Here is a 14,721-nt window from a genome sequence, read left to right on the forward strand (position 1 = left end):
CCAGCGCATGCGCTGGCTGCGCAGCGACTTCAGGTCGGTCGGCACTTCGGTCCAGCACACCGGGTCGGGCACGAACACGATGCGGTAGTCGCGGCGTTCCCGACGCAGGCTGCTGTGCATGCGCACCACCAGGTCCATGTCCTCGCCCACCGTATCGGCGCGGTATCCGCCGATGGCGACCACGCGTTCCTTGTAGAACACGCCGAACGCGCCGGAGATGATCAGCAGGGCGTTCATCGGCGACCAGCCCACGCGCCCGAACAGGAACGCGCGCAGGTACTCGACCAGCTGGAAGCTGGGCAGCCAGTGGTCTGGCAGGCCGATTTTGGACAGCTGCCCGTCGCTGACGGTGCAGCCGTTGAGCACGCGCACCACGCCGCCGCTGGCCACCACCCGGCGGTCCTCCAGGAACGGCCGCACCACCCGCGACAGGCTTTCCGGCTGCAGGATGCTGTCGGCGTCCATCACGCAGAACAGCGGATAGCGTGCGCAGTTGATGCCGGCGTTGATCGCATCGGCCTTGCCGCCATTGGCCTTGTCCACCATGCGCACGCGCGGGTGGGTCGCCGATGCGTAGACCCCCTTCACCATCTCGGTCTTCAACCGCGCGCGGTAGGCCTCGGGCACCATCACCAGGCCGAACGCCGCGATCAGCGCCTCGCGGGTGCCGTCGGTGGAGCCGTCGTTGACCACCACGATCTCGTAGTCGGGGTAGCTGGTCTTGAGCAGCGAGCGCACCGAGGACACCACCGACTTCTCCTCGTTGTGCGCAGGCAGCAGCACGCTCACCGGCGGCTGGTACTCGCGCAGCGCCTCGGGCAGGTAGTTGGCGCGGTGCTCGCGCATGTAGCGCACGATCTGGTACGCGGAGATGTAGTTCAGCGCCAGGTAGGCCAGGTTGATGGCCACGAAGTAGGCCATGAAGAACCATTGCAGCGAGATCATCAGGTGCACCCACGGCACCTGGTAGAAATGATCGAGGAGCATCTGCCAGAAGGTGTTCATGACGTGATCCCCAGGCGGTGCTCGGACAGCACGTGGTCGATGATGTCGCGGCCGTAGGCGTCGGCCAGCCGCTCCTTGATCTGCAGCAGCGCCTGCGCGCCCATGCCGGGCAGCACCAGCAATGCCTGCGCGGTCCGGTAGCGCACCCACCAGACGCTGTCCGACAGCAGCGGTTCCAGCAGGCTGCGGTCGCCCGGATCGCCCATGCGGCCCAGCGCCGCGGCCGCATGCATGCGCACGTGCCAGCGTGGCGAATCGAGGAAGCGCCTGGCCCGTTCGCGGTCCTGCGGGTCATCGAGCAGCTGCAGGCACACCGAGATGACGTGGTCGTCCACCTTCGCGTCGAGCAGTTGCCGCACCACGCCGGCGGCCTGCGCCGGGGCGACGCGCGCCAGCAGGCGCACCAGCGTCGCGGCGGTGTCGGTGTTGGCGCGCATCAGTACGCTGGACAGTTCGCGCGCCGCGCTGCCGTCGTGGTTGTCGGTGAGGATCCGCGCCACGCTGCCCGGGAACCAGTCCTCGCGCGAGGCGATCATCGGCACGAATAATGCCATCGCCCGCGGCGGGTCGATCTGCGCCAGCGCGCGTGCGGCGCACAGCGAAACGATCGGGCTGGGGTTCTCGAGGAAGCCGGACAGTTCGTCGAACAGCTGCGGATCGCGCAGGTGGCCGAGCGCGATGATCGCCATCGCCCGGTCGTGGTAGCGTCCATCGAGTTGCCGGCGCGCGGCGTCGACCAGGCCGACACGCTCGCCCAGCGCGGCCAGCCGGCGCGAATCGGCCTCCGGCAGCGATTCATGGACCGTGTTCCACGCCTCGATGAAACCATGCGCCTGGCGCGCATCGAGCCTGCGCACCGGGGGAGACGCGCCGGCCAGCTCCTGCTTCAGTACCTGCGTCCAATGCTCGCGCTCGCGGAAGTCCCGCCTTTCCCGCCGCAACGCGCGCATTCTCAGCAGCACGACCCCGGCCAGCAGGAGACAGGACATCGTGATGGTCAGCACCGCAACCCAGAAGGCAATCACCACTACCGGCGAACCGTGCAAAAGACTGTCCATGCTGGTCTCCCTGTCGCTGAAGCGGCATCCATGTCCGCGTTGAAATATCTCTAGGCTAATACCGGTAAAAAGGTGCAAAGTTTTTGTGATTTGCGTCACAATAATCACACATACTCACCAACGTGCAACTGCATCGGGAGTGGGGAAATGAATAAATCGTTAAGAAACAAGTGGCTGGCCATCGGTGCGTGCGTGGCGCTGCTCGGCGCCGCCGGGGTCTGGGTGCTGCTGCATCCGGCCAGTTTCGTGGTGCAGCCGTGGCGCGCGCAGCAGTCGGTCACCGGTGCGCGCTTCGTGTTCGGCCCCTACCCGGTGGACGCGGACATGCACCGGCTCAAGGCCGAGGGCATCACCACCATCATCAGCCTGCTCAATCCGCAGCTTCCCTACGAGGCATCGTTGCTCGAGGACGAGAAGGAACGTGCCGCGCGCCTGGGCATGCGGGTCCTGAACTTCCCGATGGGCAGCATCCTCGGACAACGCTTCGGGGCCGACTACGAGCGCAACTCGCGCGCCGCGGCCGAGGCGGCCATCGCCAGCCCGGGCACGGTCTACATCCACTGTTATCTCGGCCTGCACCGCGCCGCCAGCGTGCGCGACTACCTGGAGCAGCACGCGGGCCAGGTCGCCACCCGCGAGTTCGACGGTTCGCTCGAACACGGCCGCAGCCAGCGCCAGCTCGCCAACGAACGCGCACAGGGCCTGTACGAGCAGGACGACTACGCGGGCGCACTGCGCGAACTGGCCACCGTGCAGCCGCTGGACTACGCCGCGCACGTGCTCACCGGCTGGATCCAGCTGCGCCTCGGCGACAACGTGCTGGCGCGCGATGCATTCCGACGGGCGACGCTGATGGCCGATGCAAAGGCCGACGCCTGGGGCGGGCTGGGCTTCGCGCTGCTGCGCCTGGATGACCTGGAAGGTGCGTCCACCGCGTTCGAGCAGGCGCTCAGGCTCTCGCCCGACGACAACGACGCGATGCTGGGCATGGCGCAGGTGCTCTACCGGCAGGACCGGACGCAACAGGCACGCGCCCTGCTCGAACGCCTGCACGCCGAGTCGCCGGACAACGCCGAGGTCAACGCGCTGCTGGAGCGCCTGAAACAGCCGGCGGACGCGCCACGCTGAGCCGGCCGCTGACGGCGCGTGACGGCGGCATCGGCTAGGCTCCACCTTTTCCGGACGGAGCAGCCCATGTCGACCGCTTACTGGTGTGTGTTGATCGCCGCGATCCTGCCTTACGTGTGGGTGGCCGTGGCCAAGATGCGGCCCGGCTACAACAACCGCAATCCGCGCGCCTGGGTCGCCAGGAGCGACAATTACGTCGTGCAGCGCGCCAATGCGGCACACCTGAACGCGTTCGAGAACTTCGCGCCGTTCGCCGCCGGCGTGGTCCTGGCGCAGCTGGCCGGCGTGGACCCGGCGACGGTCAACCCGCTGGCCATCGCCTTCGTGGTGTTCCGCGTCCTGCATGGCGTGCTGTATGTCGGCGACAAGCCGTTGCCGCGCAGCCTGGCGTGGCTCGGCGGTTTCGCCTGCAGCGTGGCGCTGATCGTGCTGGCCGCGCAGGCCGCCGGCCGCTGATCCCCGCCGGCGCAGGGACGGCCCGGCGCAGGCTGAGGGAACCCAGCTGCCGCGCCGGGGCCGCAGCACGGGCCGCCGGTTGCGGGTGGGGCCGGTCGGCCAGGTGCCGGATCAGCCGTGCCCCGGGGACGGTGCGTCGCCGGTCGGCGCGTCGGCGTCCCAGCCCAGCAGCGCGAATGCCTTGCGGAACTCCGCATCCAGCGGCGCGCTCACCTCGATGCGACGCCCGTCGTGCGGGTGCGGGAACGACAGCCGCGCCGCATGCAGCAGCATGCGGTGCACGCCGTGCATGCGGAACGTGCGGTTGTGGCGGCCGTCGCCATGGCTGGTGTCGCCGATCAGGTGATGGAACACGTGCTTGAGGTGGCGGCGGATCTGGCGGAACCGCCCGGTCTGCGGCTGGCATCGCAGCAGGGCGTAACGCGAGGTCGGGAAGCCGTTGGACGGCACCGGCAGTTCGCCGGTCAGCAGCTTCTGGAAGTGGGTGACGGCCGGCTTCTTCAGCGGCTTGCCCGGCCCGCCGTCGAGGTCGTGGTCGACGCTGAAGGCATCCTCCGCCGGCCAGCCGCGGCACACGGCCAGGTAGTCCTTGCCGACATCCCCGCCCATCAGCGCCTTGCCCAGCGCGCTGGCGGTTTCGCGGTCGAAGGCCAGCAGCAGGCAACCGCTGGTGGCGCGGTCCAGGCGATGGATCAGGAAGATCGGCCGGCCCAGCTGCTCGCGCAGGCGGTCGGCCAGGAAATCGTCCTCGCCGCGCGCCAGCTTGCTGTCGTGGACCATCAGCCCGGCCGGCTTGTCGACCACGGCCAGCCAGTCGTCGGCGTACAGCACCGGCAACGCCCGCGCGGGCATCGATGTCGTGGTGTCGTGATCCATGGTTCGGCACACCTGCTAGGGCACGCCGCGCGGCCCGTTTCGTGGATGCCCCGCGAGCGGCGGGGCGGTCGCTCCGGCCGGGCCGGGAACGGGGTCAGGCCTTCACCGGCCCGACCGTGATGCCCAGCTGCAGCATCAGCTGCGCGACCTGCAGGGCATCGAGCCGGACGCCTTCAAGGTCGACCACGCGCAGGTCCAGGTCGCCCAGCTCCGAGCCGCTCAGGTCGCAATGGGTGAAGTTGGCCGAACGCCAGTCCAGCGAAGAGAAATCCCCGCCGGACATGTCCGAACCGCTGAAGCTCGCACCGGCGACGCTGGCACCGGTCCAGCGGTTGTCCGGCAGTTCGCATTTTTCCAGCGTCACGCCGGAAAAGTCGGCATAGGCAAGATTGGACTGGCGGATCACCGCGCTGCAGAACCAGCTGCGCGCGGTGATCTGGTTCATGAAGCTGGCATTGGAAAAATCCGCGCCCTGCGCCCGGCATTCCACGATCTCCAGCCCGAGCGCCTTGGCGAAGGCGAAACCGCACATGCTCAGGTCGCACTGGTGGAAACGGGCTTCCTTGAGCTGGGCGCCGTTGAAGCGGCAACCGGCCTGGGTGTCGGCATCGTAGAAGACGCAGTTCACGAACGTCGTGCCGGTCAGGTCGGCGCCGGAGAAATCGCAGTTGCGGAAATGCGTGTTGGCGACCGTGGCGCCGGTGAAACGCTCCCTGCCGATCCGCTCGTTGCTGACGATGGCCGGCGCCGCGACGGCACCGGTGTTCATCGCCGCAGCCATGCCGAGGCCAGCGCCAGCGCACCCACGCCGCCGCTGATCCACGACCACAGCGGCACCGTGGCCCACTGCGGGCCGCCGGCATGCAGGCCGTGCAGCAGCGCCGCCACCACCAGCAGGCCGGCACCGGCCACGGCGGTGACCACGCGCCGCTGCATGCGCTGCAGGGTCTGGTCGAGGTTGACGATGTCGCGCGAGCGCATCGACAGCTGGTGCTGGCCCTCGACCTGCTGGCGCAGCCAGGCATGCACCAGCACCGGCATGTCCGGGGTGCGGGTCATGATCTCCGGCAGCCGGCGGCGCAGTTCCCGCAGCGCGCGGCGCGGGCTGTAGCGCTCGCGCAGGATGCGCTCGAGCACCGGCCTGGCCACCGCCCAGATGTCGATCTGCGGGTCGAGCTGGCGGCCCACGCCCTCGATGTTGAGCAGGGTCTTCTGCAGCAGGATCAGCTGCGGCTGCAGGGTCAGCTGGTAGCGCTGCGCGGTGCGGAACAGCTTGAGCAGCACTTCGGCCAGCGAGATCTGCGACAGCGGGCGGGTGAAGTACGGCTCGCACACCGCGCGCACCGCCGCCTCCAGGTCGTCGATGCGCACGCTGGCCGGCATCCACCGCGCCTGCACGTGCAGTTCGGCGATGCGCCGGTAGTCACGGTTGAAGATGGCCATGAAGTTCTCGGCCAGGTAGTACTGGTCCTCTTCCGAGAGCTGGCCCATGATGCCGAAGTCGAGCGCGATGAAGCGCGGGTTGTCGCGCCGCGCCGGGTCGGTGTCGACCCAGATGTTGCCGGCGTGCGCGTCGGCATGGAAGAAGTTGTCGCGGAACACCTGCGTGTAGAACACGCGCACGCCCTTGGCGGCCAGCGCGCTGCGGTCGATGCCGGCCGCGTCCAGCGCGGCGATGTCGTCCGAGGGAATGCCCCAGACCCGCTCCAGGGTCAGCGCGCGCTCGGCGGTGTGGCTCCAGATCACCTCGGGCACGTAGAGGTCGTCCGAGTCCTGCCAGAAGCGGCGCAGCACGCTGGCGTTGGCGCCCTCGCGCTGCAGGTCCAGCTCGGCGGCCAGGGTGGTCTCGATTTCCGCCACCACCTCGCGTGGACGGATTTTTTCCGCGCGCGGATGGGTGCGCTCGACCAGTGCGGCCAGCGACCGGAGCAGCGCGATGTCGGCGTCGATCTGCCGCTCGATGTCCGGGCGCAGCACCTTGACCACCACCTGGCGGCCACCGGGCAGCGTCGCCGCATGCACCTGCGCGATCGAGGCCGACGCCAGCGGCACGGTGTCGAAGCTGGCGAACGCCTCGGCGACCGGCCGGCCCAGCGCCTGCTCGACGATCTGCCGCGCGCGCTCGCCGTCGAACGGCTGCACCCGGTCCTGCAGCAGGGTCAGCTCGACCGCCACGTCCGGCGGCACCAGGTCGCGGCGGGTGGACAGGATCTGCCCGAACTTGACGAAGATCGGCCCCAGTTCCTGCAGCGCCAGGCGCAGGCGCGCGCCACGCGGCAGCGAGGCGATGTCGCCGCGGGCGCGCGGCACGAACGGCCTGGCGATGCGCAGCCAGCGTTCGGCCGGGGTGCCGTCGAACAGGTCGTCGAGCCGGTAGCGCAGCATCACCCGGCCGATGCGGCTGGCGCGGAACATCGCGCGGGTCGTCCTCATGCCCGACCCCCGCTGCGCAGCCTGGCCACGCGCGCGGCCAGGCGTTCGACGTCGTCGCGGATCGCATCGACATCGTCGTGGAAGGCGTCCAGCTCGGCCCGCGGCACCACGTCGCGCGACTCCTCGGTCACGTACTCGGCCGCGGTCCGGGCCAGGTCGGCGGTGCTGCGGCGGGCCTGCGCCAGTGCCGCGCGCAGGGTCTGCGCCACCTGCACCCCCAGCACCTCGCCGAACACCGCCACGAACGGCTGCTGCCAGTCCGGATCGAAGCGCGTGGCCAGCTGCTGCAGGCGCCGCGCCAGTTCGGCATCGCCGGACACCTTCACCCGCCCGGCCGGGGCAGCACCGGGGCTGCGCCGCGCGTTGGCCAGGAACGGCAGCTGCGCCAGCACCCCGCCCAGGGTGCTGCGCACGGCCAGGCCCGGCTCCTGCGCGGTGTCCACCGGCCCGACCGTGAGGCGCTGCCCGGCCACCCCGATCTGCAGCGCCAGCGCGGGCGACTCCAGGGTCAGGGCGATGCGCTGGCCATCCAGCGGCACCAGTGCGGCACGGGTGTCCGGATCCATCGCCAGCGCACGGTTGAGCGCCGTTTCCAGCGCGCGGCCGGCCAGCGGCTTGATGAACTTGAAGGGGGAAGCAGGCATGCGCGGCATTCTACCGAAGCGCGGAACCGGCAACGGCATTGCCGCGGGCGCGGGCGCCGCAACGGCCGCGGCTGACGCCCGGCAAACCGGCGCCGGCGCCTGCCTGTTCCCCATTGCCGGCTTTCCCCCCATGCTATGCGCATCAATGCAAGCGCAGGAGCTACAGGCAATGGGCAAGACCCGGGTCGGCATCATCTTCGGCGGTCGTTCGGCCGAACACGAGGTCTCGCTGCAGTCGGCGAAGAACATCCTCGACGCGCTGGACAAGGAGCGCTTCGACGTCAGCCTAATCGGCATCGACAAACAGGGCCACTGGCACCTGAGCGATCCGCAGCAGTTCCTGCTCAACCCCGGCGACCCAGCGAAGATCGCGCTGAACCGCTCCGGCAACGCGCTGGCGGTGCTGCCCGGCCGCGAACAGGCGCAGCTGGTGCCCAGCGACCCGGCCACGGCGCTGGCGCAGATCGACGTGGTGTTCCCGATCGTGCACGGCACGCTGGGCGAGGATGGTTCGCTGCAGGGCCTGCTGCGCATGGCCAACCTGCCGTTCGTCGGCTCCGGGGTGCTCGGCTCGGCGGTGGCGATGGACAAGGACGTGGCCAAGCGCCTGCTGCGCGATGCCGGCCTGCCGGTGGCGCCGTTCGTGTGCTTCAGCCGCGCCACCGCGGCCAGCGCCGACTACGCGGCACTGGTCGCGCAGCTGGGCACGCCGCTGTTCGTCAAGCCGGCCAACCAGGGCTCGTCGGTGGGCGTGAGCAAGGTGCGCGATGCCGGCGAGTTCGCCCGGGCGATGGCGCTGGCGCTGTCCTTCGACCACAAGGTGCTGGTGGAATCGGCCATCGTCGGCCGCGAGATCGAGTGCGCGGTGCTGGGCAACGACCACCCCGAGGCCAGCGTCTGCGGCGAGGTGGTAGTGCACGACGACTTCTACGCCTACGACACCAAGTACATCAGCGCCAACGGCGCCGAGACGGTGATCCCGGCCGACATCCCGGCCGAGGCGCAGGAGCGCATCCGCGGCATCGCCATCCGCGCCTACCAGGCGCTGGACTGCGCCGGCATGGCCCGGGTGGACGTGTTCCTGACCCCGGCCGGCGAGGTGGTCATCAACGAGATCAACACCCTGCCCGGCTTCACCCGCATCAGCATGTATCCCAAGCTGTGGGGCGCCAGCGGCCTGGACTACACGGCGCTGATCACCCGCCTGGTGGAACTGGCACTGGAGCGCCACGCCGCCGACAAGGCGCTGCGCAGCTCGATCACCGGCGCCTGATGATGGCCGCCCGCGTCGCCCGCCATCGCGCGCCGCGGACCTGACCGGGAGCAGTTGCACGCATGGCTGCCCGGCCCCCACGCCCATTGCCGCGCATCCCGGCCATGGTCTGGGCGCTGGGCCTGGTCAGTCTGCTCACCGACATCTCCTCGGAGATGATCCACAGCCTGCTGCCGATGTTCATGGTCGGCACGCTGGGCCTGACCGCGTTGGCGGTCGGCCTGATAGAAGGGCTGGCCGAGGCCACCGCACTGATCGTCAAGGTGTTCTCGGGCATGCTCAGCGACTGGCTGGGCCGGCGCAAGGGACTGGCGCTGCTGGGCTACGCGCTGGGCGCCTTCAGCAAACCGCTGTTCGCGCTCGCCCCCGGCGCCGGGCTCATCGTGGCCGCGCGCCTCACCGACCGGGTGGGCAAAGGCATCCGCGGCGCGCCGCGCGACGCCCTGATCGCCGACATCACCCCGGCCGCGATCCGCGGCGCCGCCTTCGGACTGCGGCAATCGCTCGACACTGTCGGCGCCTTCGTCGGGCCACTGCTGGCCGTCGCGCTGATGCTGGCGTGGGCCAATGATTTCCGCGCGGTGTTCTGGGTGGCGGTGATTCCCGGGGTCCTGGCCGTGGTGGTGCTGCTGCTGGGCGTGCGCGAACCGGCCCCGGGCAAAGCGGGGCGCCCCGGCAATCCGATCCGGCGCGACAATCTCCGCCGGCTGGACAGGACGTACTGGTGGGTGGTGGCGCTGGGCGCGGTCTTCACCCTGGCACGCTTCAGCGAAGCCTTCCTGGTACTGCGCGCGCAGCAGGCCGGCATCGCGGTGGCGCTGGTGCCACTGGTGATGGTGGCGATGAACCTGGTCTACGCCGCCAGCGCCTATCCGTTCGGCAAGCTGTCCGACCGCCTGAGCCATATCCATCTGCTGGGCGCGGGCCTGGCCGTGCTCATCGTGTCCGACGTGCTGCTGGCCACGGCGCGGCACTGGGGCATGGTGATCGCCGGCGTCGCGGTGTGGGGCATCCACATGGGCATGACCCAGGGGCTGTTGTCGGTGATGGTCGCCAACACCGCGCCGCCCGACCTGCGCGGCACCGCCTATGGCATGTTCAACCTGGTCAGCGGCATCGCCCTGCTCGCGGCCAGCCTCATCGCCGGCGCGCTGTGGGATGCCTGGGGCCCCTCGGCGACCTTCTGGGCCGGCGGCGTGTTCGCGGCCCTGTGCCTTGCCGGCCTGCCCGTCATCGGCCGCGCCATGCCGGGGAAAACAGGCCCCACGCCTTGAGCGGGGGCCATTGCCTTGCGCCTGTGGCGGTCATCCCTTCCTGCGGAACAGCGAGATCACCGCCAGGATCAGGAACACCACGAACAGGATCCAGGCGATGTTGCTGGCGGCACCGGCAATGCCGGAGAAGCCCAGCAGCGCGGCGATGATGGCGATGACGAAGAACACGACTGCGTAGTGGAGCATCAGCATCTCCCTTGTGTGAGAACCCGGGCACCATCCTCTGCAAACCGCGGTGGCGGTACGGTGACGGGGACGTGATCGCCAGATGATGGGTCCCCGCCGGGCTCAGCCCGCCGCCTGCACGCTGGCGCGCAGGCGCCGCAATCCCTCCTCGACCGACACCCGTGGCACATAGCCGAAATCGCGCCGTGCCGGCTCCATCGAATACCAGTGCGGGGTGCACAGCTGCTCGGCGAGGAAGCGCGTCATCGGCGGCTCGCCGCGCAGGCGCAGCAGCGGCCACAGCGTTTCGCAGACCGCACCGATGCGGTAGGCCGCCTTGAACGAGATCGACTTCTCCACCGCCGGTGCGCCCATGGCCGCAAGCAGCCGGTTGAGCAGGTCGCGCATCGGCAACGGCTCGCCGTTGGAAATGAAATAGGCCTTGCCGGCGCAGGCCGCGCCCGCCACCAGGTGGTCGAAGGCGTCGAAGTGCGCCTGCGCGGCGTTGTCGATGTAGGTGGTGTCGACCTTGTTCAGGCCGTCGCCGACCAGGCGCAGGCGCCCGGCGCGGGCGCGCTCGGCCAGGCGCGGCACCAGCTGGTTGTCGCCCGGGCCCCAGATCAGCCGCGGGCGCAGCGCCACGGTCGCCAGCTCCGGGCCGTTGGCGGCCAGCACTTCCTGTTCGGCGATGGCCTTGGTGGCCGCATACGGCGCCTGGAAATCCTCGCCATAGGGCACCTCGTCCGCGCCCAATCCTTCCACCGGATGGGTGGCGCGGTGGGTCACGCTGGGCGTGGAGGTGTACACCAGCCGGCCGATGCCGTGCGCGCGGCAGGCGTCGAGCACGTTGCGGGTGCCCACCACGTTGGCCTGGAAATAACTGTCGTAGCTGCCCCAGGCCCCGGCCTTGGCGGCGTTGTGGAACACCGCGTCCACGCCGGCGGCGGCATGGCGCACCGCATTGGCATCGGCCAGGTCGCCGCGGATCTGGCCCACGCCCAAGGCAGCGAGCGCGGGGTAATAGCCGCGGTTGAAGCTGAGCACCTCATGGCCCCGCTCGACCAGCCCGCGGCACAGCGCCTGGCCGAGGAAACCGCCACCGCCGGTGACCAGGATCTTCATGCGTGCTCCTTCAGTTGCGTGGCGGCCCAGGCGGCGAGTTTCTCGCGGCCGATCTTGGCGTTGTGGCGGATGTCGACAGGGAAGGCGGGGTGGCGCAGGTAGTGGCCGATGCCGGCCAGGTGCGGATGGCGCGCGGCCAGCGCGCGCAGCTGCGGCTCGACCGCCGCCGCATCGGTGCCGGGCAGCAGTTCGTAGCACAGCACCGGCACCTGCCTGCCGAACTCGCCGACGCCGACCAGCGCGGTGCGGCGCACGCCGGGCACGGTGTTGAACACCGGCTCGGCCTGTTCGGTGTACAGCGGCCCGGTGGCGGTTTCCACGCGCTGGGTCTTGCGCCCGCAGAACCACAGCCGGCCCTGGTCGTCGAACCAGCCGACATCGCCCATGCGGTGCACGATGCGCTCGCCGCCACCGGCCAGCACCTCGCGGATCTTGGCCGCGGCGGTGGCCTGCGGGCGGTTGTAATAGCTGTCGGTGGTGGTGGGGCCGGCGACGGTGATCTCGCCCACCTGGCCGGCGGGCAGTTCGCGTACGTCGCCCCAGTCCGGGATCGGCGCGTCGTCGATGGCGATGATGCGCACCTCATTCGGCGCCACCACGCGGCCGACGCAGGTGCCGGCGCCGGCTTCGGTCGCCTCGCGGGTGTCCTCCAGCTCGCGGCCTTCGATGACCGCCACCGGCAGGCATTCGGTGGCGCCGTAGGGCGTCCAGAACTGCGCGTGCGCCGGCAGCAGTCCGCGCATCTTCGCCACGATCTGCGGCGGTACCGGCGCGCCGGCCGAGGTCACCCGGGTCACCGTGGGCAGCGGCTGCCCGTGCTCGGCCAGCACCCGCATCAGCGCCGGCGAGCCGAACAGCTGGGTCACGCCGAAGCGGGCGATGGCGTCATGCAGCCGGCGCGGGTCGGCGCTGCCCGGCCGGGTCGGGTCCATGTCCGGAATCACGCTGGTCAGCCCCAGCGCCGGGTCGAACAACGCGAACGGCGGGAAGGTCGGCAGGTCCACGCCGCCGGCCTCGATGCCGAAGGCGTTGCGCAGCAGCTCGACCTGGCCGAGGAAGTGGCGGTGGCGGTAGACCACGCCCTTGGGCACGCCGGTGGAGCCGCTGGTGAACAGGATCGCGGCGACGTCGTCGGGCGCGGTGTCCGCCAGCTGGCTGCCGGCGCCGGCCCCGGCGGCCTCGATCCTGGCCAGGGTGGTGCCGCCCCAGCCCCAGCGGGTGCCGACCGTGACCAGCCGCGTGGCCGATTTCGCCCAGCCCAGCAGCAGCCGCGCCACGTGCGCCAGGCCGATGCCGACGAACGCCTGCGGCCGCGCCTCGTCCAGGCACTGGCGCAGCGCGCGGCGGTCGATGCCGGGGTCGACCAGCACCGGCACCGCGCCGATCTTGAACAGGGCGAACATCAGCAGGAAGAACGCCGGGCCCGGGCGCACCATCACCACCGTGCGCACGCCGCGGCCGATGCCATGGGCGGCCAGGCCCGCGGCGATGGCATCGCTGCGGGTGTCCAGGCTGCGGTAGTCCAGGGCGACGTCGTAGGCGGCCATGCCGCCGGGGCCGGGCCGGCCGGGGCAGCGGATGGCGATCTGGTCGGGCCGTTCGCGCGCCAGTTGCGGCAGGCGCGCGGCGATGTTGCACGGTTCGTTCATCTTCCTATTGTCGCCGCTGAAGAAAATTCTTGCGCGCGGCCCGGGCGCGTGGAAAATTTTCCGCCTCCCTCACCCCCGCACCGCCGCCCGAAGGCCGGCCGCCATGCTCCATCCCTGCCTCACCTGCGGCGCCTGCTGCACCCAGTACCGCGTCGCCTTCCACTGGATGGAATCGGACGAGGTCACCGACGGTGGCGTGCCGCACCAACTGACCGAACGCCTGGATGCGCACCGCCTGTGCATGCGCGGCACCTATTCGGACCCGATCCGCTGCGTGGCGCTGGATTCGGAGATCGGCGTGTATTCGCGCTGCAGCATCCATCCCAACCGGCCCAGCGTGTGCCGCGAGGTCGACGCGTCGTGGGAGTACGGCAAGGCCAGTTCGCAGTGCGACCGCGCGCGCATCGCCCATGGCATGGCGCCGCTGACGCTGGCCAACTGGCGCTGGCGCGATGGCGCCGACAACGACGACGACCATCCGGACGACAGCGGCAACAGCCCGTCCTCGCCACCGAACACGCCTGTGGCGGCGTAAGCGCGGTCCGCGCCATGCCGCCCCACGGTTTGCCGCGCAGATCGCGGGCACCCGGCGCATCGCTGCGCACGTCGCCCGTGCCTGTCCGCGCGCGCCCCTTTGACGCAAGGGGGACGTCTCACCGGAGCCAGGCCATGGCCGTGTCCCCGCGCGTTCGGCCCGGCATCAGCGGATCGGGTTGCGCTCCAGGAAGGCCCGCACCGCCGGCACGATGACTTCGTGCTTGTCTTCGAGCACGTAGTGGTTGGCGTCCTCGAAGGCCATCACCTCGGCCTGCGGCAACGCCTTGCGGAAGCCGGCGAGGAAATGATGGTCGAAGCAGATGTCGCGCAGGCCCCAGGCGATGAACGCGGGCCGGTCGGCGAAGGACGGCAGCGCCGCGGCGGCGCGTTCCAGCAGCGGCCAGGCCTTGTCGGCCGGCGACAGCGGGATGTCCTGCATGAAGCGGATGGTGGCGATGCGGTTGTCCCAGCTGTCGTACGGCGCCACGTAGGCGCGGCGCACCGCGGCCGGCATGCGCCGGCTCACGCCCAGCCACGAGGCACCGGCCGAGAACGCGTTGAAGGTGCGGATGAACCACTCGCCCGGCTTCCAGTGCCGGCCCATGGCGATCTGCCACGGCATCGGCTTCTCGGCAGGCAGCGGGAAGGCCGCGGTGTTGGTGATGACCAGCCGCTTGACCTGGGCATGGTGCGCCAGCGCCCAGCCGAAGCCGATCATGCCGCCCCAGTCGTGCACGGCCAGCGTCACCGGGCCGCTGATGCCGAGGTGCTCGAGCAGCGCGGTGAGGTCGTCCACCCGCGACTGCAGAGTGTAGTCGTAGCGGCTGTCGTCCGGCTTGTCGGACAGGCCCATGCCGATATGGTCGGGCACGATGCAGCGGTAGCTGTCGCTCAGGCCGTCGACCAGGTGCCGCCACAGGTAGCTCCACGACGGGTTGCCGTGCAGCATGACGACCACCTCGCCGTCGCGCGGGCCTTCGTCGATGTAGTTCATCGACAGGCCGGGGCGGACATCGAAACGGTGGCGGGTGGCGGGGTAACCGGGGAACTGCATCGGCGGCTTCACGCAATCGCGGACAGGGCGCGCATTGTAGGCCAATG

General features: G+C 70.4%; 15 protein-coding genes. 5 read left to right on the plus strand and 10 right to left on the minus strand.

Annotation, left to right across the window (positions count from 1 at the left end):
- Positions 1-1,005, minus strand: a 1,005-nt coding sequence (locus ABB33_RS01715) for a glycosyltransferase family 2 protein (RefSeq protein ID WP_056930920.1), incomplete at its 3' end; no start/stop codon positions are given.
- Positions 1,002-2,063, minus strand: coding sequence for a HEAT repeat domain-containing protein (locus ABB33_RS01720; protein ID WP_056930921.1), 1,062 nt, complete (start codon positions 2,061-2,063; stop codon positions 1,002-1,004). The genes ABB33_RS01720 and ABB33_RS01715, both read right to left, overlap by 4 nt.
- A 147-nt stretch (positions 2,064-2,210) precedes the next feature.
- Here ABB33_RS01720 and ABB33_RS01725 point away from each other — a divergent pair, with 147 nt between their 5' ends.
- On the plus strand, positions 2,211-3,191 hold the full coding sequence (locus ABB33_RS01725) for a tetratricopeptide repeat protein (protein WP_082594935.1): 981 nt from the start codon (positions 2,211-2,213) through the stop codon (positions 3,189-3,191).
- 66 nt (positions 3,192-3,257) lie between these two features.
- On the plus strand, positions 3,258-3,647 hold the full coding sequence (locus ABB33_RS01730) for an MAPEG family protein (RefSeq protein WP_054668203.1): 390 nt from the start codon (positions 3,258-3,260) through the stop codon (positions 3,645-3,647).
- A 111-nt stretch (positions 3,648-3,758) separates the two neighbouring features.
- Here ABB33_RS01730 and ABB33_RS01735 read toward each other — a convergent pair whose 3' ends face one another.
- From ABB33_RS01735 to ABB33_RS01750, 4 genes are all read right to left on the minus strand, one after another.
- Positions 3,759-4,523, minus strand: a complete 765-nt coding sequence (locus ABB33_RS01735; protein ID WP_056930923.1) for a pseudouridine synthase — start codon at positions 4,521-4,523, stop codon at positions 3,759-3,761.
- Between the two features lie 94 nt (positions 4,524-4,617).
- A complete protein-coding gene (locus ABB33_RS01740; protein ID WP_056930987.1) occupies positions 4,618-5,292 on the minus strand; it encodes a Qnr family pentapeptide repeat protein in 675 nt (224 codons plus the stop codon).
- Positions 5,289-6,956: a ubiquinone biosynthesis regulatory protein kinase UbiB gene (ubiB, locus tag ABB33_RS01745; RefSeq protein ID WP_056930924.1), complete on the minus strand. Its 1,668-nt coding sequence runs from the start codon at positions 6,954-6,956 to the stop codon at positions 5,289-5,291. Before ubiB ends, ABB33_RS01740 begins: the two co-directional genes overlap by 4 nt.
- On the minus strand, positions 6,953-7,600 hold the full coding sequence (locus tag ABB33_RS01750) for a ubiquinone biosynthesis accessory factor UbiJ (protein ID WP_056930988.1): 648 nt from the start codon (positions 7,598-7,600) through the stop codon (positions 6,953-6,955). The genes ubiB and ABB33_RS01750 overlap by 4 nt, the downstream gene beginning before the upstream one ends.
- 169 nt (positions 7,601-7,769) lie before the next feature.
- Here ABB33_RS01750 and ddlA point away from each other — a divergent pair, with 169 nt between their 5' ends.
- Together ddlA and ABB33_RS01760 are read left to right on the plus strand one after the other, a co-directional pair.
- Positions 7,770-8,873, plus strand: a complete 1,104-nt coding sequence (gene ddlA / locus ABB33_RS01755; protein ID WP_054668209.1) for a D-alanine--D-alanine ligase — start codon at positions 7,770-7,772, stop codon at positions 8,871-8,873.
- A gap of 62 nt (positions 8,874-8,935) precedes the next feature.
- Entirely contained in the window at positions 8,936-10,147 is a 1,212-nt protein-coding gene (locus tag ABB33_RS01760; protein ID WP_054668211.1) for an MFS transporter, read from the plus strand.
- A gap of 30 nt (positions 10,148-10,177) precedes the next feature.
- Here the strand turns inward: ABB33_RS01760 and ABB33_RS18035 are convergent, their stop codons facing one another.
- The 3 genes from ABB33_RS18035 to oleC all read right to left on the minus strand — a co-directional run bounded on the left by ABB33_RS18035 (position 10,178) and on the right by oleC (position 13,083).
- Positions 10,178-10,333 (minus strand): DUF1328 domain-containing protein, encoded by a 156-nt coding sequence (locus ABB33_RS18035; protein ID WP_082394334.1) that lies wholly within the window; start codon positions 10,331-10,333, stop codon positions 10,178-10,180.
- 102 nt (positions 10,334-10,435) lie between these two features.
- The gene (gene oleD, locus ABB33_RS01765) at positions 10,436-11,434 is read right to left on the minus strand and encodes a 2-alkyl-3-oxoalkanoate reductase (RefSeq protein WP_056930925.1); all 999 of its coding nucleotides are present in this window, start codon (positions 11,432-11,434) and stop codon (positions 10,436-10,438) included.
- Positions 11,431-13,083 (minus strand): olefin beta-lactone synthetase, encoded by a 1,653-nt coding sequence (oleC, locus tag ABB33_RS01770; protein WP_056930926.1) that lies wholly within the window; start codon positions 13,081-13,083, stop codon positions 11,431-11,433. The genes oleD and oleC overlap by 4 nt, the downstream gene beginning before the upstream one ends.
- A 103-nt stretch (positions 13,084-13,186) precedes the next feature.
- Between oleC and ABB33_RS01775 the strand changes: the two genes are divergently transcribed.
- A complete protein-coding gene (locus tag ABB33_RS01775) occupies positions 13,187-13,618 on the plus strand; it encodes a YkgJ family cysteine cluster protein (RefSeq protein ID WP_056930927.1) in 432 nt (143 codons plus the stop codon).
- A gap of 165 nt (positions 13,619-13,783) precedes the next feature.
- Here the strand turns inward: ABB33_RS01775 and ABB33_RS01780 are convergent, their stop codons facing one another.
- Positions 13,784-14,674, minus strand: coding sequence for an alpha/beta fold hydrolase (locus ABB33_RS01780; protein ID WP_056930928.1), 891 nt, complete (start codon positions 14,672-14,674; stop codon positions 13,784-13,786).
- Positions 14,675-14,721 lie beyond the last annotated feature (47 nt).

The organism is Stenotrophomonas acidaminiphila, assembly GCF_001431595.1.
GTDB classification, from domain to species: Bacteria; Pseudomonadota; Gammaproteobacteria; order Xanthomonadales; family Xanthomonadaceae; genus Stenotrophomonas; species Stenotrophomonas acidaminiphila.